This window comes from Kribbella sp. NBC_01505, from assembly GCF_045040285.1.
Lineage (GTDB): Bacteria > Actinomycetota > Actinomycetes > Propionibacteriales > Kribbellaceae > Kribbella.
This window is the reverse complement of sequence record NZ_CP109425.1, coordinates 6,929,049-6,954,002: the sequence shown is the minus strand read 5'-3', so window position 1 is coordinate 6,954,002 and position 24,954 is coordinate 6,929,049. Positions and strand designations below refer to the sequence as shown.

Sequence of the window (24,954 nt, the reverse complement as noted above, 5' to 3'; positions counted from 1 at the left end):
GGGTGCGCGGTTTGCCGACGAGGATCCTGGTGAGCCCGGCAACTCCGGGCGGCGCGGGGGCGGAGGCATGGCGTTTTGTCCTCCGTAACCACCCTGGAACGGCGGTTCCCCTTCGCCCCAGGCACTGTCGCGGTCACTGGGGTCGCCGGGGCCGCTCATCACTCGCTCCTTCTGTGGTCTCTCGGTCGCGTTGGTCTACCACATGGACACGTGCACGTGGTCGAAGTGGCCGCCGGTGGCGTCGGTGGGGACGTAGACGCCACCGCCGTTGTAGGGGATCCACGTGCCTCGGCGGGCAGACCAGATCTTGCCGTACCAGATCACGTAGTGCACGCCGGTTTGGCCTGCTGTTTTCACGGCCCAGTTGGCGATCTGATCGCCGCGAGCACGTGCCGCGGCCGAGCGTCTGGAATCGGCTCCGACCATCACGTCACAGGCTTTGCCGCGGGGATGGTCGCTGGTCGGGTTCCAGACATGAGCATCCCAGCAGCTCATGCTGAGAGTGCCTAGGTTCTTGCGCGCCTCGGCGACCCAGGCCGCCGTCCGCGGAGTCAGCAGTCCGCCAGTTCCCGTCGGGTCGGTAACCGACTGGGACTGCTCGGGCCAAACACCATTGACCGGTTGTCCGCTTTCCAGGCCTCCACCACCACTGTCACAGGTGTCCTCGTCCGGAGTCCCGTCGCCGACCGAGGCGCCTGGCGGTAGATCATCCCTACCGGCGTAGGGGTTTCCACGCCGTTCGAGATCGATACCTGCAGCTGCGGCAATCTGACGCGCCTCGCGCTCGCGTTTGGCATAGCGCTCCGGGAACGCCGACACCTGCACTCGCTGGGCCGCGTCCCCCAACGACATCGACGGCCAGCCGTTGATGTCTACCAAGCCGGGAGGAGCTGGGTCATCCTTACCGCCGAAGAAGGCCTTGATGGCATAGTCCGGATGCTCCACGATCTGCTTAGCATCGCCCCATCCGGCGTCGGGCCGCTGCTGAAAGAGCCCGACAGAATCCGAATGGCCGTAGTCCAGGTTCTGAAGATTCGACTCCACCAGGGCAGTCATCAAGGCGATCAAGGTCGCTCTGCCCGGTAGACCACGTTCTACCGCAATCTGATCGATCAGCTTCGCGAACCCGATCTGCGACTCGCGCAACGGCCCCGACTGGAACGGCAGACCGGGCTGCCCAGGAGCCCCAGGTAAGCAGGCGGCCTGCGACGTACTGGTGCCCCCGAAGGGCGCAAGGATCAAAAGACTTGTCAATCCGAGTACCGCCAGCGCCGCGGCGCCTTTGGCCAGCGTGCTCCTGCTCGCAACAGCCATCAACCCGCGCCCGAGATCACGCTCGTCGAACATGGCGCCCCCTTGCCCTCATGGTCCCGTGCCGCCGGAGACGTCACCAACGAGCCATTGGTTGTTCTGGCTGGTCAATGTGATGAGCAGGGGTACATCGAAGCGCTGAGGCTTCTTACCGGTTACATCAATTGTGACCTTTACGAAGCGCGTGATGCGGTCCGGAGTATCAACTGGCGCATCGGCACTGGCCGGCGGGGCGCTGACAGGAGCGGCGATGACCGTCGACTTGCCTCCGTCATTCTTCAAGGCGTCATAAGTTGGATCACCTGCTGACGTGAAGCTCGACGCCACGTCCGCTGTCATGTACTTCGCACTTTTCGCGACCAGGGCCGCATAGGTCTCGACACCGGGGTCCCGCGTATAGAACACCCGAGCCCAAGCCCCTACCACGTCAGCCGCCAAGGCAATCGAATCGGCCGATGGGCGCTGGGTCTGCGGTGGTGGCGGAGTCAGAATGGCGGTCGTCGTCGACGTCGGCTGACCACTCTGACCGCTCGTCGGCGCAGTCGGTAACACAACGGACCGGCCGGGCGTCAGCAAGTTGATCGGAGCGCCGTCGTCAGTGCTCTTGCCACCGAAGAGGCGCGGCAGGCCGCCCCCGAGTCCAAGAATCACGATTGCCACAACCACGACAAGAATGAGGATCGCTACCGGACTGGTCGGTTCGGCCTGGCGCTGGTTCCGCAGCCAAGCCATCCGCTGCGCGTGGTCGTCGCGGCGCCAGTTCCGCTTGGCGCGCCTGCGGTCACGTCCGTTCAGCTCGTCCAGCTCATCCGGGTAGTCATAGTCGTTGCTCATCAGAGAACGCCAGTCGTCCGGGGCATCCGGACGACTACGAGGAGTCCCCTGATCTCTACCGGCGTCTGGACGCTCCGGATCCTCGGATCGGTGACCCGAGCGGCTTCTCGCGCCTTCTCGGCGATCGTCTGGCGAACGCGATTTCCTGGCCATCCGGGATCACCTGCGCGGTACTTGCAGAGTGACGCCGTCCTTGGTGACAGCTGAGTACTCGCGGAACCGTCGCTGTGGCGACGAGCCCGAGGCCCGCCGGGAGCGCTGTGCTTTGGGAGGGCCTTCGCGAAGGCTGGCCGACTGACTGTGCACTCTCGGTTCGAATCGGTTCTCGTTGGCAGGGGCCGATATCGGTCGTCGGGAGTGCCGGGCCTTCTGCGACTCCGCAGTCACCCGTCCACCGGTCGTCGGTGCCGCGCCGCCTGTGGCCGCAACACCTGCAGCCGTGACAGAAATTGTCCGTCGACCTTCTGCTCTGCTTTGTGCGCGTGAGCGGGACAAGTTCCCTGCAGAAGTGCCACGGGACGGCGCCGCATTCGCAGCCAACGTCCCGCCTGGTCCGGCCTGGCCGCCTGGCCCACCACCGGCTGACGCAGTATCCGTCTTCCGCCGCTCGGAACCGGCGGTCAACTCGTACGGTGATCCTCCAGAGGCACCCGCACGACCGAGGGCGCCCGACACCGGCGCCTGCCGATAGACACGGACCGACGACACACGCTGCGGATCAGCATCCCCAGAGCCGAGGCGACCGCCGCGGCGTTCAGTCAGCGCGGGCGCTGCACTCCTGCTACCAAGCGAGCCGGCCAAGCGCTTGAAGGCCCCCATCGCGCCACGCCTGGCCAGACCACCGAGCAGGATGCTGCCGGATCCGGGACGCATCATCGACGTCAGGTTGTCCAGCAAACGCCGCAGCCTGAATCCGGCGATCAGAACCGCAATCGCGAGTCCTGACACAGGGAGCCAGCCGAGGGCCCCTGTCAGGCTGAAGACCGCGGTGACCAAGGTCAGTGCAGTGCCAAAGACCAGCATGGCGAGGAACGATTGGATCACCAGCCCTATCAGGGCTTCGAACCAGTTGAGGCCCCACTGCCGCGGCCTGCCCGGAATGATCCACAAGCAAGCAAAGAACACTCCGACGACCAGCAGGAGCAGGCAGCCGACAAAAGCCATCAGCGCAGTGAATGCGAGAGATACGTTCAGGAAAGCGAACAACGTGGCGGCAATCGCGGCGAGCATGACGACCGAGATACGCCCGAAAGCATTGTCGCCCTTGACCCACTTCACCGTAGGCGCATCATTGCCGCCCTCTGCGGGCGCGATCACCGAATCGATGTACTTCGACCGAGCATCGGCATCCGTGCCCGCATCGAGCATTCCCTTGCCGTAGCGCCCACATGCTTCCAAGGAACCGAACTCCGCGATGCACCACGGTGTGACGGCGAACCCACGCCACGTCGCGTCAGCTGACTTCCTGAGCATCGTGTCCTTCGCCGTACCGGTGAAGCCCGGCTCCGGCCACGGCAGCGGGCTCTGCATCGTCGGCCCCATCGCATCGGCGGAGGTCGTCATGATCGTCTCCGCGCCCATCTGACGCGCACCATCGATGCCACGAAGCCAGGTCGCCGGCGCCACCGCGAAGCTGACTGCTAGCACCCCCGCCACGAAGATCCAGACCATCTGTCCCATAGCGCTGCCACCCGACCGCCGCTGCATGTACGCCGCGACCGCCCCGAAAGCGAGGGCCGACGGCAACAACCACCCGATCAATTCGTTGCTTGAGGCACCAATCGTCGCCGAGGTCGCATCCGTCAGCGGCTTCACGTCTGTGAATGAGAACAGCCACCAGCCGACTGAGATCGCACCACGAGTGATAGCAACGATGTACATCATCACCAGGTGCGCGTAGCCGTTGAACACCGACTCGATGGGGTCGCGAATGCTTCTCTCGAAGTCGAGACCGTAGACCATCGGGCTGTACTGCTCGAAGATCGTCCTCGTGTCGCCGTGCGTCAGGTCCGGCGTCGGGAGCAGGTCACCGAATCCGGTCGGATTCGTCGGCCCCTGGTTCGGATCAGCCGCCAACGCGAGTTGAGCAGTCACCACGAAGGAGACACACAGGACGGTCACCGCCGTACGAAGACGGCGAGCCCATCTCATGCGACGTGCTCCTTTTTGGTGGGGCGGTCGTCGGGGGGTGGGGCTGGTTGGTACATGGCTTCGTTGTAGTCGGGGGTGTCGGCTTCTTGGTCGTAGACGTCGTCGGGGCCGATGGGGGTTTCGTGGCGGGTGGGGGGGTGGTGGCCGTTGGTGGTGGGGGCGGGGGGTGGGGGCGGGGTGTTGAGGACCTCGGCCTGGGGTGGGGTGGTCAGGGGCTCGGGCTGGGGTGGGGTGTTCGGGACCTCGGGCTGGAGGGGCGCGGGGTGGGTGGTGTGGGCTTCGGATTGGGCGGTGGCGGTGGCGGCGGGTTCGAGGAGGTCTTGGGGATCTTCGTCGTCGGCGAAGGGGTCGGCGGGGGTGGGGGCGGCGGGGAGGGCGGGGGCCGGTTGGTTCGCGTGTTCGGATTCTGGGGTGGTGCGGAGGAGGGCGGCTACGCGCTGGCTGGGGATGTCGATCTGGACGGTGGCTACTTCGTCCCAGCGGTCGCGCATGATGCAGTGGCCGTGGCGGATGGATTTGCCGTTGGCCGCGGTGTTGATGCCTCGGACCAGGGTTTGGTACGGCGCGGTCTGCGGGCGGCCGAGTAGCTCCAGGAGGGAGTCGACCTGCTCGCGGGAACGGAGGCTGAAGGCGAAGAGGGTGGTGATCTGCTCGACCAGACCCGGGAGCTTCAAAATTGACGCCGGGTCCTGGGTGTCGAGGACCAGGGAGGCGCCGAGGGCGCGGCCGACGCGGGCGATGTAGTCGAGGAAGGAGGCGCCGTCCGGCGTCTTCGTCAACAAATGCACCTCGGGGACGATGACGACCTTGGAGCGGCCGCGGAACTCGCGGCGGCCGGTGGTGCGGACCATCCAGGCGAGGCAGCCACGGAGGCAGGCCATGCCGACGCGTTCGATCGGGGACCAGGATTCGGGCGCCGATTCCGGGGACGGCAGGGTGAGGCCGGGCATCTGGACGACCCAGAGGCCAGGGTTGGTGGTGAGGGAGGAGAGGCCGGAGGGCGGGCCGGCGACGACGGAACCGAGGCCGGTTTCGACGAGGTCGCGGAGGGCGAAGCCGACGGTCCGGATGGTTTCGGACTCGGAGTTGCAGAGGCGCTGGATGACGCCCCACGACGAGGGATCGGGTGACTGGATCTCGGCGCGGGTGGCGGCCATCACCGGGGCCTCGGCGGCGCCACGGAGGTGTGGCGGCAGGAGGAGCATCAGCTGCGACGGCGCCTGGAGAAGAGCGTCGTCGACTGGGAGAACGCGGAGCAGGTCCGCGGCACCGGAGAACTGTGCGGTGATCTCGATGACAGCGGTCGGTACGCCGTACTCGGCGGCGACCGCGGAGACGCCGGCCGCGTCACCCTTCAGGTCGAGGAGCGGGACCCAGGCGCCGGCGAAGGCGGAGTCGAGGCCGCCCAGCATGGCGGCGGTCGTCTTGCCTCGACCCGAGCGGCCGAGGAAGAGGGTCGTCGTCGCGTCGCCGAGGGCCGAACCGGCCGCGGCGTCGAAACGCACGAGGCCCGGCGTGGAACCGGTCAGATACCCGATCGCGGGACCGGTGGCGTCACCGATCGACGCACCGCCCCAGAACCAGGAACCGAAGAAGGCGGTCGACTCGCGGACGTGCCCGAGGTCGGGGACGCGGAGCTGGTCGCCGGGGAGCGACTCGAGCCAGAGGTCGCGCTGCTCGTCGGCGCCGGGGGCGACGGTGATGCCGCGGTCGGCGTAGTGCGCGACGACGGCGTCGACGTACGCGTCGAGGTCCTCGCGGGTGTCGGCGCTGACCAGGAGGCGCGGGTGGTCCTCGACCAAGGTCAGGCCGCTGCGGCTGATGTCGCGCTTGACCTCGCGCATGACGCGCTCGGTCTCGACGATCTCGTCGGCGGTCTCCTCCGCGGTGCCCTTGGCAGCCGAACGGCGCTGCTCCTTGGCGCTCTTGCGGGTCTCGTCGACGAGGTGCCGGGCGGACTTCTTGGTCAGCACGCGGAAGCGGACCGAGGCCTCGACGGTCACGTCGATCTCGTCGCCGTCGTCGTCGATCGCCTTGATCTCCGACAGCGTGCGCAGCCACTCCCCCGGGCCCGGGGTCTCGAGCTCTTCGGGGAAGTCGGTCATCGCGAGGACAGTCGTGTACGCCGCGATCTGGCCGCGCGAATCGTAGATCCGCAGGTGATCGGTGTACGGGACCACGCGGCCGGAGGTGAGCCGGGCCAGGGAGGCGCCGGTGATGAGACCACGGCGAGGCGCGGCGACGGCACCGCGGTGCATCTCGCGGCTGATCAGCCAGGAGATGACCTCGGCGGGGGCGGTGTGGGCACGCCACACGGTCGAACCGAGCTGGCGGCCGAGCTTGCGGACGCGCTCGTCCAGGTGGGCGAGCTCGCGCGCGCTCACGCGCCAGGAGGTCGTCCCCAGGGCGTCGCTGATCGACCCGCGGACCTGGGCGGTCGCACGGGGATCGCGGTCACTCAGGTGCACGCCGAGAGCGACATACCGCTCGGGCATCCGCATCTCGTCGATCCGGTCGGCCCGGGTCTGCGCCCAGGCGTCATGGTCGCCGAGGCGGTAGTGGCCGGCCACGGAGTCGAGGTAGTCCTGGCCGGTGGAACGGCCCCAGACCACCTTGAGGTGGCTGAGCCGGTCGCCGAGAATGGTCGCGGCGGCACTGACCGCTGCGTCCAGAGCGGCGTCCTGCTCGGCCTCGGTGGCCAGGTCGGTGTTCGCCACCGAGATCAGGAACCAGGCCTCGGCGCTGCGTTCGGTGACGAGCAGTCCGTCGGCGATGGCCACCAGGCGAGGCGGCGGCAGGCCGCGCTCGCGGCCGACGCCCACCAGGTTCAGGAGCTTGTCAGCGATCTTCATTCGTGCCCCTCGTTAACCAATCGGCTGCCTGACGACGTCCTGCGACTGACCCTCTGCACGTGGTCCGCCCCGAGCAGGCGGGCGCGCTGGCTCACGGTGATGTCCGCACCGGCGCGGACCATCGGATCCAGCTCCACCACGGCCTCGCGTTCCCATTCCGGGGTCACTCTGGCCTTCGCCAGGTTGGCCACCTTCTGGGTCGCGACGCGCTCACGCCATGGCAGGTACTCCGTCTTGTCGGCGGCCCGCGCGCCGAGTCCGATGATCGGGCGGTGGGCCCGCAGCGCGTAGCGGACGGCCAGCGCCCACTCGGTCACGCGACGGCGCCGTTCGTGGAACTTGCCCGGTCGCCAGCCGAACGCCGTGATCACGAACGGCGGTACGACGTACAGGCTGACGGTCCCCTTCTGGGGGATCCCGATGAACGGGAACAGCAGCGCGATCCAGGCCAGGATGATCACCGCACCGAAGATGATCATCCGCCGGCGCGCGCCTTCACCGAGGTCGATCCCGAGCAGGTCGTACTGCCGGGTCTCGATCTCGAAGTGGTGGGTCAGGGTACGGCCGACGCGCATCAATTACCCCCGGAGAGCAATCCCCAGAAGCCCTTCAGGACATTGATGGTCTGGTTGTTCGCGTAGATCAGCCCCCCGACGAGCACACCCGCGGCGATGTGGCCGAACAGCTCGCCCCACTCGCGCTTGAAGTAGTGCCCGATCGCGCGCAGCACGAGGATCGCGATGAAGATGTTCCCCGCGATGACCAGGACCCAGTCCTTGAAGTCCGCACCCGTCGGGACATTGGGATTGGCCAGGGGCGCGGCGAGCTGAACCACGCCCGCGGCTAGTTCGTAGCTGGTCATAGCGGTGTCTCCCTTGGTGCCTCGGTCATCCGACGGCGGGTTGCTGTTGTCATCCGACGGCAGCCACTTGCCATCGCTGTGCTCCGTCCGTGGCGACAGTACGCCGTAACGTGAGCGTGTACGTCTGGTCCAGAGTGGTGTCTCCCGCTCCGTTCCAGGTGACGGCGGCGGTCGCCCGCCGCTCGTCGTCGTTGCCTGTGTAGACCTGCCAGTCCTTCAGTACGCCGAACTTCACGGCACCGTTCAGACTGCGGATGGTCGAGCCGGGGGCGGTCACGGCCGACACCTTGTTGTCGGATTCGGCATACGCACCGAAGAACGCTTCGGCGTCCTTCTTCGTTGCAGCCGTCAGGTCGTCGTCCGGTGCGCCGGGCCCGGGCATGTTGTCCGGCAGCGCCGCACGGCTGTCCGGCACGAACGTCGGAGCGCCGGACGCCACCACTCGGGACGCCGTCCGCGCGACCGGCACGGACAGCCGCTCCCAACTGAAGGCGCCGGGCGTCAGGTTGCGGCCCTTGCGGTCGTACTGCTGGATGTACACCCGGACGTCGACGGCGGCGGCCACGCCACCGGGGTCGACCTTGACCTCACCGGGGTAGGCCAGTACGGCGACCTGCTTGCCGCGACCGTTCCAGCCCGTACGTCCGTCCAGACCGGCGGCCAGGTCGAGTCCGACCTGGGCCGGGCGGGCATCGGGATTCGCTTCGTCCCAGGTCAGGTACGAGATCGAGTACCGCGTCGCGATGGCGCGCGCCTCGTCGACCGGGAAGCTGGTCTGGCTGCCGACGACGGTGTTGGGAGCGCGGTTAGGGCTGATCCAGGATCTGATGCCACTGATCGCCGCCAGCAGCAGGACCGCGACCACCAGGCCGCGGAAGAATCGCCGCGCCCAGGTCGAGAACGACGACTCGGGCTCGGTCGCCCAGGGGGTCTGACCGGGCTCCAGCACCTGACGGGCCGGGCCGGGGGCCGCGTGGGCGCCGTGGGGCGACCGCTGCCGCAACCGCTCGGGCTGACGCTGACCGGGCGCGGGGGCAGGCTGCTGATCCCCGTACACCGGCTGGCCGGGCTGCGGGTGACCTTGCAACGGTTGACCGGGCTGCTCCGGCGGACGCGATCCAGGACGGCGCGGCGGAGCCATCACTCCGCCGGGCGGCGGAGGGGTCTGGGGTGCGGCGTACTGCGCGGCTACACCCTGTGCCTGGCGAGGGGTGGGTGACACCGGACCATCGGGGTGGGCCCACCACTCCGGTGCGGTGTTCTGTGGACGTCCGCGGGCCGCCTTCTTGGGCCGCCGCTGGTCCGACCAGTGTTCACCTTTTGGCGGCAGATTCAGCACTGTTCGCCACCAACTCATCGCTACCCGCCCCTCAGACAGCAGTTACGCGGACAGTAGCCGGGAGAATACGGCAAGCAACTGTCCACCGGGAGACCTGAGACCAGGATCCGGATGCTCCATCGCTCCCCGCAGCCATACTGTTACCCCACTCGCGGGCAGTGTCACCCTCGAACTCCAAGCGTGACACCTTCGGTACCGTCGCCATAGCTCCTCTCTCAGCTGCATCGTCGTTCGGGGCGTCGTCGATCGGGCAGCGCACACCCTGCCACACCGCTCGGACAGATTCGAAAATCCGTGCGAACAACATGGTAAAAGACCGCACCAACTGATCACGCATAGTAACCGATTCGCGGACCTGCCTGTGGAAAACTCTCCCGTGGCGAGGGGTCAAAACCTCTCCGAGCGGGCATAGGGTCGCAGTACCCCCTGCTACCCCCGGAGGACCAGGATGGAAACTCGCCGACTCGGCCGGCTCGGCCACCAGAGCTCGGTGCTGATCTTCGGCGCCGCCTCGCTCGGCGGCGTCGACCAGGACCGCGCCGACGCCTCGATCCAGGAGGCGCTGGACGCCGGATTCAACCATTTCGACGTCGCCGCCGACTACGGCGACGCGGAGCTGCGGCTCGGCCCGCGGATGCCGGAGATCCGGGACCGGATCTTCCTCGCCACCAAGACCGGGCGCCGGACGTTCGAAGAGGCCTGGAGCGAGATCAATCGTTCGCTGGAGCGGCTGCAGACCGATCACGTCGACCTGATCCAGATGCACGCGGTCTGTGATCTGGAGAACCTCGACCTCGTCACCGGCAAGGGGGGCTCGCTCGAGGCCGCGATCCGGGCAAAGGAAGAGGGCCTGGCCACGGCCATCGGGATCACCGGCCACACCGCGCAGGCACCCGCCGTGCACCGCGAGGGGCTGCGCCGGTTCGACTTCGACAGCGTGCTCACCCCGCTCAACTACCACCTCTCCACAGACCCCCAGTACGCCGCGGACTACGCCGAGCTGGTGTCCGCCGTACAGGCGTCGGACGCCGCGCTGATGACGATCAAGATGATCGCCCGGCGGGGCTGGCGGGACGGCGAGGAGAAGACGTACGACACCTGGTACCGGCCGTTCGACGAGCAGCGTTATGTGACGGCGGCCACAGCCTGGCTGCTGAACGGGCATCCGGAGATCACCGGGCTGGCGACCGCGGGCGAAACGCGGTTGCTCAAGCAGATGATCATCGCCGAGCGCGAGCGGGCCGACCTGTCCGCCGAGGACGCCGCGTCCATCCTCCAGGAGGTCCAGGACTACGCTTCTCCGTTCATCGACATGCCGATCTGAGCGATGGGAACACTCGCGGGTGGTTCGGTGTTGAAGCGCGTGTAGTCATCTAACTTCGGAGGTCGTAGTGGCAACGGTCGAGCTGTCCCAGGAGAACTTCGACGAGGTCGTCAGTGGTGAGGGCCTCGTCCTGGTCGACTTCTGGGCGGAGTGGTGTGGTCCGTGCAAGATGTTCGGGCCGGTGTTCGAGAAGTCGTCCGAGGAGCACGGCGACATCAAGTTCGCGAAGGTGGACACGGAGGCCCAGCAGGAGCTGGCGCAGGCCTTCCAGATCCAGTCCATCCCGACCTTGATGGCCGTCCGCGACGGCGTCGTCCTGTACTCCCAGCCGGGCGCCCTGCCGGCACCGGCGCTGGAGGACCTGATCAAGCAGCTCCGCGCTGTGGACATGGAAGAGGTCCGCGCCCAGATCGCGGCGCACGAGGCCGAGCACGGCACCGAGCCCCACACGCACTGACGTCAAACGAAACGAGGCCCCGGGATCACTCCGACAGGAGTCCGGGGCTCGTTCGTTGATGGGAGCGGGCCCTGGGCAGGAGATCAGTGGCCAGGGCCCGCTCCGATTGCTGACCGTGGCGGTGGAACGAACCCTGGTGGTTGCCGGGCGGGTGAGGTGTCCGTCCGGAAGTGGTTCGTTCGACTGCTCTTATGAGGTGCGGTCAGCGGGGAGGCGAAGGGACCGGTCGACGCCGGTCCCTCCTTGGAAAAGTTTCAGCGCAAGGGGTCGAACGGGGCGAGCTCGGCCGGGGCGCGGCCGGTGGTGATGGTCTCGGCCAGCAGCTGGCCGGTGATGGGGCCGAGCGTGATGCCCCACATGCCGTGACCGCCGGCGGCGAACACCCGCGGTGACTTGGTGGCGCCGATGATCGGCAGGCCGTCCGGGGTGCAGGGCCGCGGGCCGACCCACTCGAAGGTGCGGGCGTCCAGGTCGGCATCGCGCAGCAGCGGCCGGGCCGCGTTCACGATGGCGTCGATCCGGCGCGGGTCGAGCTTCGCCTCCGGCTTGCGGAACTCCATCATCCCGGCGACCCGCAGGCGGTCGCCGAGCGGCGTACAGGCGACGCGCTGGGCCGGGAAGTAGACCGGGCCGGCCGGGACATGCGCGATCGGGACGCTGAAGCTGTACCCACGACCGGCCTGTACGACGGTCTTCACGCCGAAGTCCTTGGCCAGATCGGTCAGCCACGCACCAGTGGCCATCACGACCGCGTCGAACGGGTCGGTCTCGCCGTCACCGGTGACCAGGCGGACGCCGCGGATCTCGTCCACGATGTCCTTGACCACGACGCCGGTGATGATCTGGCCGCCGCGGGCGACGACCGAGTCGGCCAGCAGTTGCACGTATTCGCCCGGGTTGATGAAGCGCTGACCGTGCAGCCGGATCGCGGCACCGATCTCGTCGGACAGCGACGGCTCGATCTCGCGGGCGTCGTCACCGGTGATGGCCTCGAACTCGATGCCCTGACCGGCCGCGTGGATCTGCTCGATCTCCTCGAGCAGGACGCTCCGCTCGGCCTCGGTCCGGTACGCCGCCAGGAACGACTTCGCCTCGTACGTCTGCGCCTCGACCCCGGCGTTCGCCAGGAAGTCGAAGGCCGGAAGCGCCTGGCGGTTGATGCCGACCAGCGACTCCATCGCGGTCTTCCAGCGTCCGGCGGTGCTGTTGCGGGCGAAGCGGGTCAGGAAGTTCAGCAGCCGCGGGCTCGCGGTCGGCGGGACGTACACCGGCGAGGAGGGGCTCAGCACCGCGCGAACGCCGTACTTGAGGACGGCGGGCTCGGGCAGCGGCGTGGCCAGGCCGGGCGTCAGCCAGCCGGCGTTGCCCCAGGACGCACCTGCGGCGACACCTTCACGGTCGAGCACGGTGACCTCGACGCCTGCCTCCTGGAGGAACCAGGCGGTGGCCAGACCAACCATGCCCGCGCCGACGACGGCGACGCGATCGGGGACGATGTGGGTGGAGACAGCAGCGACCATGTATCGATGGTGCGTCCGCTTGAAGCAGCTGTCATGGTGCGATCACACCATTCACGGGACAAATGACTGTGCTCCGCGCACAATAACTAAATGATCACCGCGCCTGACCTGATCGTCGCCGTCGGTCCTGCCCTGTTCGAGGTGGTCGTGCCCGGCAAGGGTGACAGTGAGGTCCGGGACGTCTTCCTGGCCGATCCCCAGGAGCCCGCCACCGGTCACCGGGGCGATCTGGTCCTGGGGCTCGGTCTGCGCGACGCCGAGGACGCGGTGGAGTTCGTGGAGCGCTGCGCCGCCGGAAACGCCTCTGGTGTCGTTCTCCGTACGACGCTCGCCCGCGACCCGGCCGTGGTCGCAGCAGCCGAGCGGTGGCTGGTCACGCTGGTCGCACTGCAGCCGAGCGTGGCTTGGGCCCACGTGGTCTGGTTGCTGCGCGGCGTACTCGACCGGGCGGCCGCACCGGACTCCCCCGTGGCCGGTGACGCCGGTGTGCACCAGGAGCTCTTCGCACTGGCTGACGCGGCCAGAGCGATCGTGGACGCGCCGGTAACCATCGAGGACAACCAATCCCGGGTGCTGGCCTACTCCTCCGGTCAGGACTTCACCGACCCGGCCCGGGTCTCCACCATCGTCGGCCGCCGGGTTCCGCCCGAGGTGATCGCGCACTTCCGGGCCAGAGGGGTGTTCAGACGGCTCGCTCGGTCCAGTGAGCCGTTCCTGGTGCCAGAAGGTCCGAACGGGATCCGGCCACGCCTCATCGTGCCGGTGCGGGCCGGTGGCGAGTGGCTGGGCTCCATCTGGGCCGTAGTGAACGGTCCGGTGAGTGATGAGGTCATGACCGAGCTCAGCAACGCGGCGTCGGTGCTGGCGCTGCACCTGCTGCGACTGCGGGCTCAGGCCGATGTCGCGCGGCGCAGTGCGATCGACAGGCTCCGGACCGTGCTCCGCCAGTTCTCCCCCGACAATCCGCTCGATGTACGCCTCCCACCGCGACCATGGCGGGTGGTCGCACTCTCCTCGCCTGAGGGGTACGACGTACCGCAGCAGCTCGATCTGTGGGAGTCGACCGGGCGGCGGCACGGCTGGAGCGACCCGCACCTCGCCGACCTGGACGGGACCGTACTGGCGGTCGTCACGGACACAGACGGGCCTGGCTCGTGGACCTGGCTGGCCAAGCTGGTCGCTGACCACGCCAAGGGCTCGATCGCCGCGGCCGGTGGTCCGGCGCGCGGACCGGCCGATCTGCCGAGCTCACGGGCCGAGGCGGTCGAACTGCTCGGCCTTGTACGTCGTGGGGTCGCACCCGGACCGGTATTGCGGGTCGAGGAGGCGTGGCACGTGTTGACCGTCCACCGGGCGGTCATGTCGCTGGACGTGAACAAGATGGACGGTCCACTCGCGACGCTGCTGCGGCACGACATCGAGCACGACACCGGGTTCGTCGAAACCTTGCAGGCGTGGCTGGAGTATCCGGGGCAACCGCAGCGCGCCGCCCGGGAGCTGCATCTGCACACCAACACCCTGCGGCACCGGATGAAGCGGATCGGGGAGATCGCCGCGCTCGATCTGAGTGATCCACTGGAACGACTGGCATTGCAATTGCAGATCGCGGCGGTCCGAACGGAGCACTGAGCACTGAGATCTATGCCACAGGCCCATGTAACAAGGCTTCATGTACCGGCAATGGTTGAGCAACATCCGGCTGACAGAGTCTTCCTTGTCGCCGATCGGACCTTTCACCAGGAGGCCCGAGGGGTGACCGGGTCCGAGCTCTTCACCAGGGAGCTCGGGCTCACTGGGCCCGGCGGTTGTCTGAGCGACCGCCGGGCCCACACACGTTTCTAGAGAGCTGCCAGCTGCTTCAGCTGAGCTGCACGGCTGGTCTGGATCGAGACCGCGAGCTTCTTCGTCGCGGGGTCCTTGCCGCTCTTGGTGATGTTCTTCGCCAGCACGATCGTCTCCGTCAGGTGCTCCTTCAGGTTCGTCGCGAAGAGCTGGTCGAAGGCGGGGCCGGAGGCTTTGCCAAGGGCAACGATCTCGGGCTCGGTCATCATGCCGGCCATGTCGTGCCCCTCGTGCGGGTTGCGGACCGGGAGCCCGGACCGGGTCCGGGTCGCCTTGAACTGCTCGACCTCGGTCCGGTGCCCGCCGGCCACGGTGGTCGCGAACGCCCGGACGGCCGGGTCGGCGGCCTGCTTCTCCGCTATCCCCACCACCCGCAGCAGCTGGTCGTCCATCACGATCATCAGCTCGATCCAGGCGAGGTCGTCGGCGTTGAAGGACGGATCGATCTTCCACTCGGTAGCCGGCGTACTGGCGACCGACGCGGGCGGAGTCATCGGGACGGCCGGCGGGGAAGCGGCGACCGAGGACCCGCACCCGGTGAGGACGGCAAGCAACGCGACGACGGCAAGAGCTCTCATGAGCGACTCCTCGGGCGGAAGGAGGGGGCGGTAGTGGGGTGAGGATACCGAGCGTGGCGAGTGGGGTACAGAGGGTGGCGGAAAGCCGACAGGTGCCCCCGCGGGGTCCTTTTGTTGCTCAGGACAACCGGTTGACGATGTGCGCGTAGACACCGGGCAGGCGGGCCGCGGCCGGGACGATCCGCGGCGCGACCAGGCGTCGGTTGCGGGCCCACAGCAACGATGCGGTCAGCAGACGGCACTCACGGGAGACGCGGCGCCAAGCGGCCTCATACTGCGCCGGACGGTCAAGAGCGATGCAGTCGACGAGTTCGGCGGAGGTGCGGAGCGCTACGGCGATCCCCTCGCCGGTGAGGGCGTCGATGTATCCGGCTGCGTCGCCCACGAGGAGGACCCGGCCGGATACACGGCGCCGAACGTGCTGGCGCAGCGGACCGGCACCCAGTACGGCGGACGCGGGCGCGGCGCCCGACAGGCGGCGCTGCAGAGCGGGGAACGCTTCGAGGTGCGAGTCAAAGGTGCCCCGGGCAGTGGTGAGGACTGCGACGCCGACCAGATCGTCGGCTACGGGAGTCACGTACGCCTCCCCCAGCTTGCTCCAGTAGACCTCCACCAGGTCTGTCCACGGCGACACGTGGAAGTGCTGACGGAGTCCGCGGCGAGCAGCCCCTGTCGTACCGCCCACCTCCAGCTGGCGACGGATAGGTGAGTGAAGGCCGTCGGCGGCGGCCAGGTAGCGGGCGGTGTGGCCAGCGGCGGTGACCGACACATCGGTCTGAGTGATCGGACCCACGCGGGTGTGGTCGATGGGGACGTTCAGCTCCGCCAGGCGGTCGAGGAGCGCTTGGTGGAGAGCGGTCCGGCGGACGCCTAGACCAGGTCCCGCAGTGAAGCGAGCGTCCACGCAGTTGTGCGCGTCCAAGTAGCGGATGCCGTGGAAGGGACGACCGGTGATCGGTACGCCCAGGCGGTCCAGGTAGTCGACTGCACTGTGGGCGATGCCTTCGCCGCAGGCCTTGTCGATCGGACCCGTGCGGGGCTCCAGTACTACGACGGACAGGCCGGCCAGTGCGGCCCGGATAGCGGTCGCAGCCCCAGCAGGGCCGCAGCCGGCAACCAGCAGATCGATCACTTGACCAGCGCTGCGTTGAGTGCGGATTCCTCGGAGCGGATGCGGACAGCGAGCAGCGGAATGTTGAGCAGCGTGAAGACCACGGCGGTGATCCACCCGGTGTGGACGAGCGGTAGCGCGATCCCCTCGATCACCACGGCTACGTAGTTCGGGTGCTTCAGGAACTTGTACGGTCCGCGCGCTACCAGGTGCAGACCCGGTACGACGATCACTCGGGTGTTCCACTGCTGTCCCAACACGCTGATGCACCACCAGCGCAGCCCCTGCGACAGCAGCACCAGCACGAACATCGTCCAACCGAGCGCGGGGACGAATGGCCGGTGGAACGACTCAGCGAGGCATCCGAACAGCAGTCCGGTGTGCAGGACCACCATGAACGGGTAGTGCCCCTTCCCGGACTCCACACCGCCCTGGGCGAAGCTCCACTTGGCGTTGCGCAGCGACACCACCAATTCGGCGACGCGTTCGAGCCCGACGAGTACTACGAGGACGACGTACCAGTTCATGACCACTCCAGCAGTACGAGCTCGGAACAGAAGCCAGGGCCCATGGCTAGCAGCAGGCCCGTCCCCGAAGGATGCAGGCTGAGCGTGTCACCGAGGACGTGCAGCACCGACGACGAGGACAAGTTCCCTACGGCGTCGAGAGACTTCCAGGTCAGGTCCAGCGCACCAGGGCGCAGCTCGAGTGTCTCGGCTACCGCCTCCAGGACCTTCGGTCCGCCGGGGTGACTCACCCACGTCCCGATCTCGGGCACGGTGAGCCCGTGGTCGGCCAGAAATCCCCGTACGTCGCCGCCCAGGTACTTCCGCACCACCTCTGGAACATCCGCGCCCAGCACAATCCGGAACCCACCGGAACCGACATCCCAGCCCATCACTCGCTCAGAGTCCGGATAGAGCCGACTCCGCGTCGCCAGCACGGACGGACCGGCGGCTGCCGGGTGTTCGGACCCGGTCAGCACCACAGCGGCCGCACCGTCACCGAAGAGCGCTCCGCCGACCAGATTGGGCAGGCTGGAGTCGTCACGCTGCAGTGTGAGCGAACAGAGCTCAACCGACAGCAGTACGGCGACCTGCTTCGGCCAGGCCAAGAGGTAATCGTGCAAGCGCGCTATGCCGGCTGCGCCACCCACACACCCCAGTCCGAAGAGTGGTAACCGCTTCACGTCTTCACGCAGACCCAACCGCATCGCAACCCGGGCGTCGATCGATGGTGCGGCCACTCCGGTCACCGTGGTGAACATCAGCACGTCGACGTCGGACAGCTCGAGTCCTGCGTCCGCCACGGCACCAGCGACCGCCTCAGCCCCCAGATCGACGGCTGCTGCGATCCAGGCGTCGTTGGCCGCGCCGAAGTCCTTCAGAACGCCGTACTGCTCGAGTGGGAGCGCCAGATGGCGTGACGACACCCCTGCGTTCGCGTGCAGCCGCCGCAGGAGCGCGTTGCCGCGGCCGTCCGGCAGACAGATCGCGGCGAAGGCGTCGGTGAGCTCCGCCTGCTCATACCGGTACGGCGGCAACGCGGGCCGGACCGCTGCGATCCGCGTCATCGTGGCATCGTGGTGTCGGTGAGAGCGCTGAAGGGACTGGCACTCGCCAGCCATCTCGGACCGACTGTCGCGGTCACGGCGCTGGTGACAGCCGTGGCATGGTCGGCCGGACGTAGTCCCGCCGGATGTCTCCTGGTCGCAGCAACGATCCTCACCGGCCACCTCTCGATCGGCTGGAGCAATGACGCGATAGATGCCGCCCGCGACACCATTGTGAACCGGAAAGACAAGCCGGTGGTGCGCGGGCTGGTGAGTCGCCGCACGCTCACGGTCGCCGCCGGTCTCATGCTGGTGATCACCATCCCCGTCTCCCTGGCCAACGGAATCGCGGCCGGACTGGTTCACCTGCTCTTCGTGGCGTGCGCCTGGGCCTACAACCTCGGCCTGAAATCGACCGTCATCTCCTGGCTCCCGTACGCCGTCGCGTTCGGCGCACTGCCGTCGTTCGTGACACTCGGCACCGCCCACACGTGGGCCCCGTGGTGGGCCACCACGGCGACCGCGCTACTCGGTGTCGGTGCCCACCTGGCAAACGTCGTACCGGACCTCCAGGACGACCTGGCAACCGGTGTACGCGGCTGGCCGCAGCGGATCGGCGCCAACGCCCGCCTGCTCGCCCCACTCCCCCTGGCCACAGCCACCGGACTCCTGGTGATCGCACCGGCCGGACCGATCGGCGTGGTCGGGTGGATCGCCCTAGCCATCGCCACAGCGCTCCTGATGGTCATCGTGCTGTGGCGGGAGGCGCCGTTCCTCGTCACGATCGCCATAGCCGGCGTGAGCGTGGCCGCGCTTGTCCTGCGCGGAGGCACGCTCTAACTCAGGCAGCGTCGGGTTTGAGCGGCGCGTTGCTGCCGAGGATGGCGGCTGTCAGGGCCTCGGCCGGTTCTTTGGCGGCTCGGGGATTGGTGATCAGCACCAGGTCGATGGGTGGCAACTCCGGGAGCCCTGCAGTGGGTGGCGGCTCTACAAGGTCCACGGGCATCAGGGAGCGGGCGAAGATCGCGATCCCCAGGCCGGCTCGAACCGCGGCCAGTACGCCGTTGACGCCGCGGACTATGCACGTGATGCGGCAGGAGCGGCCGGCCTGCTCCAGGGTCTGAACGCCTAGCGAGCGGCTGAGGCTGGGGGCCTGGTAGGCGACGAGTGGGACCGGACCATCGGGAGCTATCCGGGTGCCCGCGATGCCGGCCCACACCAGGGGGTCGCGGCGGACCAGCCGGCCGTTGGGTTCGTAGCCGGTGCCCACGGAGTGTTTGACGTAGGCGAGGTCCAGGTGCCCGGACTCGACACGGCGGAGCAGGTTCGGGCTCTGGGCAACGGTGAGCTCCAGATCGATCCGTGGGTAGAGCTGGCGGAAGTCGCGGAGGATCCGGGGCAGTGGGGTCAGCGCCAGGTCGTCGGTGACGCCGAAGCGCAGTCGGCCGCGGAGCTCGGAGCCGGTGAAGTAGCCGGCGGCCTCCTCGTGGGCGGCCAGGATCGTCCGGGCGAAGCCGGCCATGGCATCACCGTCGGCGGTCAGCGTGACCGTCCGGGTGTCGCGGAGAAACAGCGGTCTCCCCACCGCCGCCTCGAGTTTGCGGACGTGCTGGCTGACCGTCGGCTGCCGGATACCGAGTCGCTCGGCCGCCTGGGTGAAGCTCAGCGACTGGGCGACCGCGAGGAACGTCCGGAGCTGGTCCGGGTCGTACATCGATGGACCTCCTATCACAGGATGCAATAAGACTAATAGGAGTAATTCGCTGTCGGAATCCAGGGGCAACAGACAAGGATGGACATGTCCTCCCCTGACAACCCCACTCGCGTAGGGATTCCTTTTGACCACCCGGACCAGCGGTCCTGTCCGAGAAGCCGACAACCACAGCCACAACTCGACCCGACGAGCCGAACCCCACCGTCGCCCCGGGTTCCGCGAAACTTTCAGCGCGCTGCAGGTGCGCAACTTCCGCCTCCTGGTCAGCGGCCTGCTGGTCAGTTCGACCGGCGGCTGGATCCAGCGCATCGCCCAGGACTGGCTGGTCCTCACGATCACCGGCAGCGCCACCGCGGTCGGCATCACGACCGCCCTGCAGTTCCTCCCCACCCTTCTCCTCGGCCTGTACGGCGGCGTGATCGCGGACCGTTTCCCGAAGCGGAAGATCCTGCTCGTCACCCAGATCTCGATGGGCGCGGCGGCCGGTGTCCTGGCCCTGCTCGCGTTCACCGGCCAGGTGCAGGTCTGGCAGGTCTACACGATGGCCCTGTTCCTCGGCCTGGCCACCGCCGTCGACAACCCGACCCGGCAGTCGTTCGTCACCGAGCTCGTCGGCCGCGACCGGATCCGGAACGCGATCAGCATGGTCTCGTCGACGTTCCAGCTCGGCAGCATGATCGGTCCGGCGCTCGGCGGCGTACTGCTCGGCACGCTCGGCGCGGGCTGGGCGTTCGCGATCAACGCCTGCACGTTCTTCGCCTCGATCACCGCGCTCCTGAGGATGCGCGAGAGCGAGATGCCCGCCCGCAAGGCCGCCAGGCAAGCCGGTCTACGGATCCGGGACGGTTTGCGCGACGGCCTGCAGTACGCGTTCCACGAGCCCGCAGTCCGCTGGGCGATCGCGCTCGTCGGCATCTACGGCATGTTCGCGATCAGCCTGCCCGTGACCCTGACCGCGTTCGCGGATCGCGTCTTCCACACCGGCGCCACCGGGTACGGCGTACTGAACTCCGTGGTCGCAGTTGGTGCACTCGCCGGTGCGTTGCTGTCGGCGCGCCGCGTCCGGCCGACGCGCCTGCGCAATCTGGTCGGCATCGCGACCCTGCTGACAATCACTGAGGTGCTCGCGGCGATCCAGCCCTCGCTCTGGACCTTCATCCCCGTGCTCGCCGTCATGGGCATGGCGACCCTGATGTTCCTGACCGCCTGCCAGTCGATGGTGCAACTGACCACCCCGGACGGTCTGCGCGGTCGCGTGTCCGGGATCTACAACCTGGTCTTCATCGGCGGCGGCGCGATCGGCGGTCCGCTGGTCGGCCTGATCGCACAGAACTTCGGCGCCCGTGTCAGTCTCGCGCTGGCCGGTCTCGTCCCCGCGATCGCCACCATCGCCATCGGTCTCCGGCTCCGCAAGGACGGCCGCTTCAAAGTCGTCCTGGTCCGCACCCGCTCCCCCTGGCACCAGGTCCCGATCCGCCTGACCCTGCAGCAATCCGCCATCCAGCTGGCCGCCCCCAACCACGTTGAGCACCCACCAGTCACGATCGCGCCCAAGAAATGGTCGAGCGGCGCTCAAGGCGCGGAGTGCGCGCGGCCGCGACGGTCGCGGCTACGCACCAGCCGGAGATAGCGAAGGACCCCGAAGGCCGCCGGCGAAAGCGGTCTTCGGAGTCCCGAAATCACTTACGGCGCGTCGATCACGCCGACCTTCGGAACGGTCAGTGTGCGAGCGCCCTTGACGCCGCCCAGGATGACCTTGCGCAGAGCGGTGTTGTTCTTGGTGTTGCCCTCGATCAACTTGCCCTCCGGGTTCGCCTTGACCTCGACGAAGTACTCCCCGTTCGGCAGGTCGGTGATGTCGAACGACTGACCCGGCTTGGTCTGGTTGTAGGTGTCGCCGGATCCGACGTCCAGGACCTCACGCACCGACAGCGACGTGTGGTCGCCACAGGCGGTGTGCAGGTCGGTGTTCATCGGGTGCCAGTTGGCGTTCTTCACCGTGTAGTCCATCATGTCGGTCGCGGCCAGACAGAAGGCTTCCTTCTGGCTACGGACGACCTCGGACTGCTTGGCGTTCAGCAGGCTGTAGCGGGCGAAGTCGGTGAAGTGCCAATGCACGTGACCTTCCCGCGGGTCCCACTCCATCGTGCCGGTGTTCTGGTAGCCGATCTCCTTGCCCTTGTCGTCGTAGAAGTACTGGAACGCGTCCATCAGGTCCGCGCCCTGACGGCGGAAGCCGTCCAGCACCAACGGCGACGGTCCGGCGTTCCAGACGGTCGCCCCGAAGGACAGGTACTCCCGGCCGGCCTCCGGCGTCCCCTCTTCACCCTTGTCGATCGCCATCCCCCAGGCAGGCACCGAGATCAGGTCCGGCTTCGGACCCTTCGGCGTGCTGGGCTTGCCGGTCGGACGGGCCGCGTTCGCCTTCAGCGGCTGAGCCTTCGAGGCCTGCGCCTTCTGCCCCTTGGCAGCCAGGCAGCCCCGTACGCCGTGACCCGGGTCGCACGGGTCCTCCCCCGGAACGACGTTGACGTTCATCGTCAGCGTCGACTGGTTCGCCGGGATCTTGAACAGGTCCCGGTAGGCCTTGTTCACGGTGATCTTGGCCTTGTACTTGCCGACGGCAAGCTTGACCGGCTTCTGGTCGTACGAATAGGTGCTGGCCGACCAGCCGGTCTGCAGCCCCCAGACCGCACCCGTGGTGAACGGGTTGGAGTTGCAGTAGTCCGGGTACGGCGAGGTGGCCGGAGCGTCCGGCCGGGTCCGCGACCCGTCGCCGTTCAGGCACAGCGACTGGTCGACATCGAGAGCGGTCTTGCCCTGCGCGTCGGTCAGCGTGACGTGCAGGAACTTGCCGAGACCGGAGAAGTCGGTGACGAGGCCCTTCGGCATCGCGACCGGCTTGCCCTTCACATACTGCTTGGCGACGACGGGCGAGTTGAAGTCCGCGCGGGTCGCGCGCACCTCGATCGGCGCGTTGCCGGCGACGACGTACGTGCTGAGGTTCAGGTCGGTCCCGAACTCCTCGTCGGCGTTCAACGTCACTTCCGTGACCGGCGAGACCAGAGCCAGCGCGGGCCTGGCGGGCGCCGCCGATCCGGCTGCCGAGGCACTTGTCGCCGCGAGCGCGACCAGACCGGCAGCACCCGCTGCCGCGATCGCCGTTCGCACGGCTTTGTTCGACGTGATGATGATGGAACCCCCTCCACATCGGGCCGGGTCCTCACGAACCGGCCTCTGTGCGTACGACGCACTACCCCCCGAGGAAGGTTGATGACAGTAACGTCCCAGTCACGTCACAACGAGTCATCACGGCTTGATACTTGACGATGTAAATTAATCACACCTAGTCTCGGCCGGGTCCGCTCTCTTTCTCTCCCCGGACCCGCCACGGCGGATCCGAGACGGAGGAACCACCGTGAACTTGCGTATCCCCGCCACTCTTCTGGCTGCCGCCGCCCTGGTAACGACGGCAACCGTGATCGCCCCCGCCGACGCGGCCCAGCCCGTCCCGACACAGCCCCTGCCGGCACAGCCCGTGCTCACGAAGGCTCCCCGGCCGGTTCCCGCGAAGTACCCGCAGGTCGCCGCGAAGCCGTACCTGGGCTGGAGCTCCTGGAGCCTGCAGTCGACCAACTACCCGGGCGTGAACCCGGACGGCCCCGGCAGCTTCATCAGCGAGAAGAACATCCTCGCCCAGGCCAACGCGATGGCGACCAAGCTGAAGCCGTTCGGCTACGAGTACATCAACGTGGACGCCGGCTGGCAGGACGGCGGTGACGAGTTCGGCCGCCCGGTCGCGAGCGCGAAGCGGTTCCCGCGCGGGATGAAGGCCGTCGGCGACGACATCCACAAGCTCGGGCTGAAGTTCGGCATCTACACCGTGGTCGGCCTCGGCCTCGACGTCTACCGCGAGGGCAACACCCCGATCCACAACGCGCCCGGCTGCTTCACCCGCGACATCGTGTACCCGGACCTGCGCAAGACCAACGGCTGGGACGCGGCGTACAAGATCAACTACGAGAGCCCGTGCGCGCAGAAGTACGCCGACTCGATCACCAAGCTGTTCGCGAGCTGGGGCGTCGACTTCATCAAGATGGACGGCGTCGGCCCCGGTTCCTGGAAGGGCGCACCGGACGACCCGAACCACAACAACACCGAGGACGTCGAGGCCTGGTGGCGTTCGGTGCAGAACGCCGGCCGCCCGATGCAGTACACGCTGTCCTGGTCGCTGAGTCACCGGTACGCCGATGTCTGGAAGCAGAACTCGAACGGCTGGCGGATCGACACCGACGTGGAGTGCTACTGCGACACGATCGTCCGCTGGGACGGCTCGGTGAAGCAGCGCTGGTGGGACCTGCCGCAGTGGATCGACGACGCCGGCCCCGGGCACTGGAACAACCTGGACGCGATCAATGTCGGCGTCGGCGAGATGGACGGTCTGAACGAGGCCGAGCGACAGAGCTACATGAGCTTCTGGGCGATCAACGCCGCACCGCTGTTCGTCGGTGACGACATGACCAAGCTGGACGCCTACGGTCTCAAGCTGCTGACGAACCGCGAGGTCATCGCGATCAACCAGTCCGGCAACCCGGCCCGCCCGCTGAACCAGGACCAGCTGCAGCAGACCTGGTACGCCAAGAACGCCGACGGCAGTGTCACGGTCGGTCTGTTCAATCTGGCCGAGACGCCGGCCACGGTCACCGGTGACTTCGCTCAGCTCGGCATCAACGGCAAGGCGACCGTCCGCGACATCTGGGCCGACAAGAACACCCGCAACGTCGCCGGCTCGGTCAGTGCGGCGCTCCCGGCGCACGGCTCGAAGCTGTACAAGATCACCCCGAACAACCGCTCGTCCGTGAGCACTCCGGCCGACCTGACCGCGACTGACGTCAGCCGGACCACCACCTCCCTGACCTGGCGGCCGAGCACGGGCGCGTCGTCGTACAAGGTCTATGCCAACGGCAAGCAGGTGGCGACCACCTCATCCACGAGCGTTGTGGTGAGCGGGCTGCTGCCGCAGACGCAGTACACGTTCACCGTGAAGGGTGTGGACCGCGGCCGTACGTCGGACGCCGGCGCACCGATCACCATGCTCACGGCGAAGAACGGCGGACCGGTGCGGTACGAGGCGGAAGCCGCGAACAGCACGCTGACCGGCAACGCCAGCGCCAACGGCTGCACCCTGTGTTCGGGCGGGAAGAAGGTCGGCAACATCGGGTACGACGCCTCGGTCACTCTGAACGGCATCACCGTGCCGACGACCGGGACGTACCTGGTGAAGATCGCCTACACCGACGGCGACACCAGCCGGCAGAGCATGCTCACGGTGAACGACGGTGACAGCTACTGGGTGAACTACCACGGTCTCGGCGACAACGACTGGGGTACGCCGCAGGTCGTCTACCTGCCGGTGAAGCTCACCGCGGGGTCCAACTCGCTCAAGGTCAGCAACCCGTCCGGCTATATCGCGGACATCGACTGGATCACCGTCTGATACTGGGGGT

General features: G+C 67.7%; 20 protein-coding genes. 6 read left to right on the top strand and 14 right to left on the bottom strand.

From position 1 onward, the window contains the following. Window positions 1-195 precede the first annotated feature (195 nt). The 7 genes from OG474_RS32875 to OG474_RS32845 form a co-directional block, all read right to left on the bottom strand. The gene (locus tag OG474_RS32875) at window positions 196-1,347 is read right to left on the bottom strand and encodes a hypothetical protein (protein ID WP_405057495.1); all 1,152 of its coding nucleotides are present in this window, start codon (window positions 1,345-1,347) and stop codon (window positions 196-198) included. 15 nt (window positions 1,348-1,362) lie between these two features. After that, the gene (locus OG474_RS32870) at window positions 1,363-2,145 is read right to left on the bottom strand and encodes a hypothetical protein (RefSeq protein WP_405057494.1); all 783 of its coding nucleotides are present in this window, start codon (window positions 2,143-2,145) and stop codon (window positions 1,363-1,365) included. Between the two features lie 159 nt (window positions 2,146-2,304). Next, window positions 2,305-4,296 (bottom strand): hypothetical protein, encoded by a 1,992-nt coding sequence (locus OG474_RS32865; protein ID WP_405057493.1) that lies wholly within the window; start codon window positions 4,294-4,296, stop codon window positions 2,305-2,307. Next, window positions 4,293-7,148 carry an ATP-binding protein gene (locus OG474_RS32860; RefSeq protein WP_405057492.1) on the bottom strand — a complete coding sequence of 952 codons (2,856 nt, stop codon included), beginning with the start codon at window positions 7,146-7,148 and terminating at the stop codon, window positions 4,293-4,295. The genes OG474_RS32865 and OG474_RS32860 overlap by 4 nt, the downstream gene beginning before the upstream one ends. After that, window positions 7,145-7,723, bottom strand: coding sequence for a hypothetical protein (locus tag OG474_RS32855; protein ID WP_405057491.1), 579 nt, complete (start codon window positions 7,721-7,723; stop codon window positions 7,145-7,147). Before OG474_RS32855 ends, OG474_RS32860 begins: the two co-directional genes overlap by 4 nt. Next, the gene (locus OG474_RS32850) at window positions 7,723-8,010 is read right to left on the bottom strand and encodes a hypothetical protein (RefSeq protein WP_405057490.1); all 288 of its coding nucleotides are present in this window, start codon (window positions 8,008-8,010) and stop codon (window positions 7,723-7,725) included. The genes OG474_RS32855 and OG474_RS32850 overlap by 1 nt, the downstream gene beginning before the upstream one ends. A 49-nt stretch (window positions 8,011-8,059) precedes the next feature. Continuing rightward, window positions 8,060-9,151, bottom strand: coding sequence for a hypothetical protein (locus OG474_RS32845; RefSeq protein ID WP_405057489.1), 1,092 nt, complete (start codon window positions 9,149-9,151; stop codon window positions 8,060-8,062). Window positions 9,152-9,797: 646 nt separating this feature from the next. Here OG474_RS32845 and OG474_RS32840 point away from each other — a divergent pair. Both OG474_RS32840 and trxA read left to right on the top strand, forming a co-directional pair. Then, entirely contained in the window at window positions 9,798-10,673 is an 876-nt protein-coding gene (locus OG474_RS32840) for an aldo/keto reductase (RefSeq protein ID WP_405057488.1), read from the top strand. Between the two features lie 67 nt (window positions 10,674-10,740). Beyond that, complete coding sequence (gene trxA / locus OG474_RS32835; RefSeq protein WP_405057487.1) at window positions 10,741-11,130, top strand: thioredoxin; 390 nt, start codon at window positions 10,741-10,743, stop codon at window positions 11,128-11,130. Between the two features lie 254 nt (window positions 11,131-11,384). Here the strand turns inward: trxA and OG474_RS32830 are convergent, their stop codons facing one another. After that, complete coding sequence (locus OG474_RS32830; RefSeq protein ID WP_405057486.1) at window positions 11,385-12,650, bottom strand: NAD(P)/FAD-dependent oxidoreductase; 1,266 nt, start codon at window positions 12,648-12,650, stop codon at window positions 11,385-11,387. Window positions 12,651-12,740: 90 nt separating this feature from the next. On the opposite strand from OG474_RS32830, the gene OG474_RS32825 reads away from it, so the two are divergent. Next, entirely contained in the window at window positions 12,741-14,279 is a 1,539-nt protein-coding gene (locus OG474_RS32825) for a helix-turn-helix domain-containing protein (protein ID WP_405057485.1), read from the top strand. A 209-nt stretch (window positions 14,280-14,488) separates the two neighbouring features. Here the strand turns inward: OG474_RS32825 and OG474_RS32820 are convergent, their stop codons facing one another. The 4 genes from OG474_RS32820 to OG474_RS32805 all read right to left on the bottom strand — a co-directional run bounded on the left by OG474_RS32820 (window position 14,489) and on the right by OG474_RS32805 (window position 17,754). Further along, entirely contained in the window at window positions 14,489-15,070 is a 582-nt protein-coding gene (locus OG474_RS32820; protein ID WP_405057484.1) for a DUF305 domain-containing protein, read from the bottom strand. Window positions 15,071-15,188: 118 nt separating this feature from the next. Then, the gene (locus tag OG474_RS32815; RefSeq protein WP_405057483.1) at window positions 15,189-16,202 is read right to left on the bottom strand and encodes an NAD(P)/FAD-dependent oxidoreductase; all 1,014 of its coding nucleotides are present in this window, start codon (window positions 16,200-16,202) and stop codon (window positions 15,189-15,191) included. Beyond that, complete coding sequence (locus tag OG474_RS32810) at window positions 16,199-16,708, bottom strand: isoprenylcysteine carboxyl methyltransferase family protein (protein ID WP_405057482.1); 510 nt, start codon at window positions 16,706-16,708, stop codon at window positions 16,199-16,201. The genes OG474_RS32815 and OG474_RS32810 overlap by 4 nt, the downstream gene beginning before the upstream one ends. Next, window positions 16,705-17,754: a type III polyketide synthase gene (locus tag OG474_RS32805; RefSeq protein WP_405057481.1), complete on the bottom strand. Its 1,050-nt coding sequence runs from the start codon at window positions 17,752-17,754 to the stop codon at window positions 16,705-16,707. Before OG474_RS32805 ends, OG474_RS32810 begins: the two co-directional genes overlap by 4 nt. A gap of 18 nt (window positions 17,755-17,772) precedes the next feature. On the opposite strand from OG474_RS32805, the gene OG474_RS32800 reads away from it, so the two are divergent. Next, window positions 17,773-18,573 (top strand): UbiA family prenyltransferase, encoded by an 801-nt coding sequence (locus OG474_RS32800; protein WP_405057480.1) that lies wholly within the window; start codon window positions 17,773-17,775, stop codon window positions 18,571-18,573. A gap of 1 nt (window position 18,574) precedes the next feature. Here OG474_RS32800 and OG474_RS32795 read toward each other — a convergent pair whose 3' ends face one another. Next, window positions 18,575-19,447, bottom strand: a complete 873-nt coding sequence (locus OG474_RS32795; protein ID WP_405057479.1) for a LysR substrate-binding domain-containing protein — start codon at window positions 19,445-19,447, stop codon at window positions 18,575-18,577. 124 nt (window positions 19,448-19,571) lie between these two features. Between OG474_RS32795 and OG474_RS32790 the strand changes: the two genes are divergently transcribed. Then, the gene (locus tag OG474_RS32790) at window positions 19,572-21,077 is read left to right on the top strand and encodes an MFS transporter (protein ID WP_405057478.1); all 1,506 of its coding nucleotides are present in this window, start codon (window positions 19,572-19,574) and stop codon (window positions 21,075-21,077) included. Window positions 21,078-21,130: 53 nt separating this feature from the next. Here OG474_RS32790 and OG474_RS32785 read toward each other — a convergent pair whose 3' ends face one another. Further along, window positions 21,131-22,618, bottom strand: a complete 1,488-nt coding sequence (locus OG474_RS32785; RefSeq protein ID WP_405057477.1) for a lysyl oxidase family protein — start codon at window positions 22,616-22,618, stop codon at window positions 21,131-21,133. 247 nt (window positions 22,619-22,865) lie between these two features. Between OG474_RS32785 and OG474_RS32780 the strand changes: the two genes are divergently transcribed. Then, entirely contained in the window at window positions 22,866-24,944 is a 2,079-nt protein-coding gene (locus tag OG474_RS32780; RefSeq protein ID WP_405057476.1) for a fibronectin type III domain-containing protein, read from the top strand. Window positions 24,945-24,954: the final 10 nt, after the last annotated feature.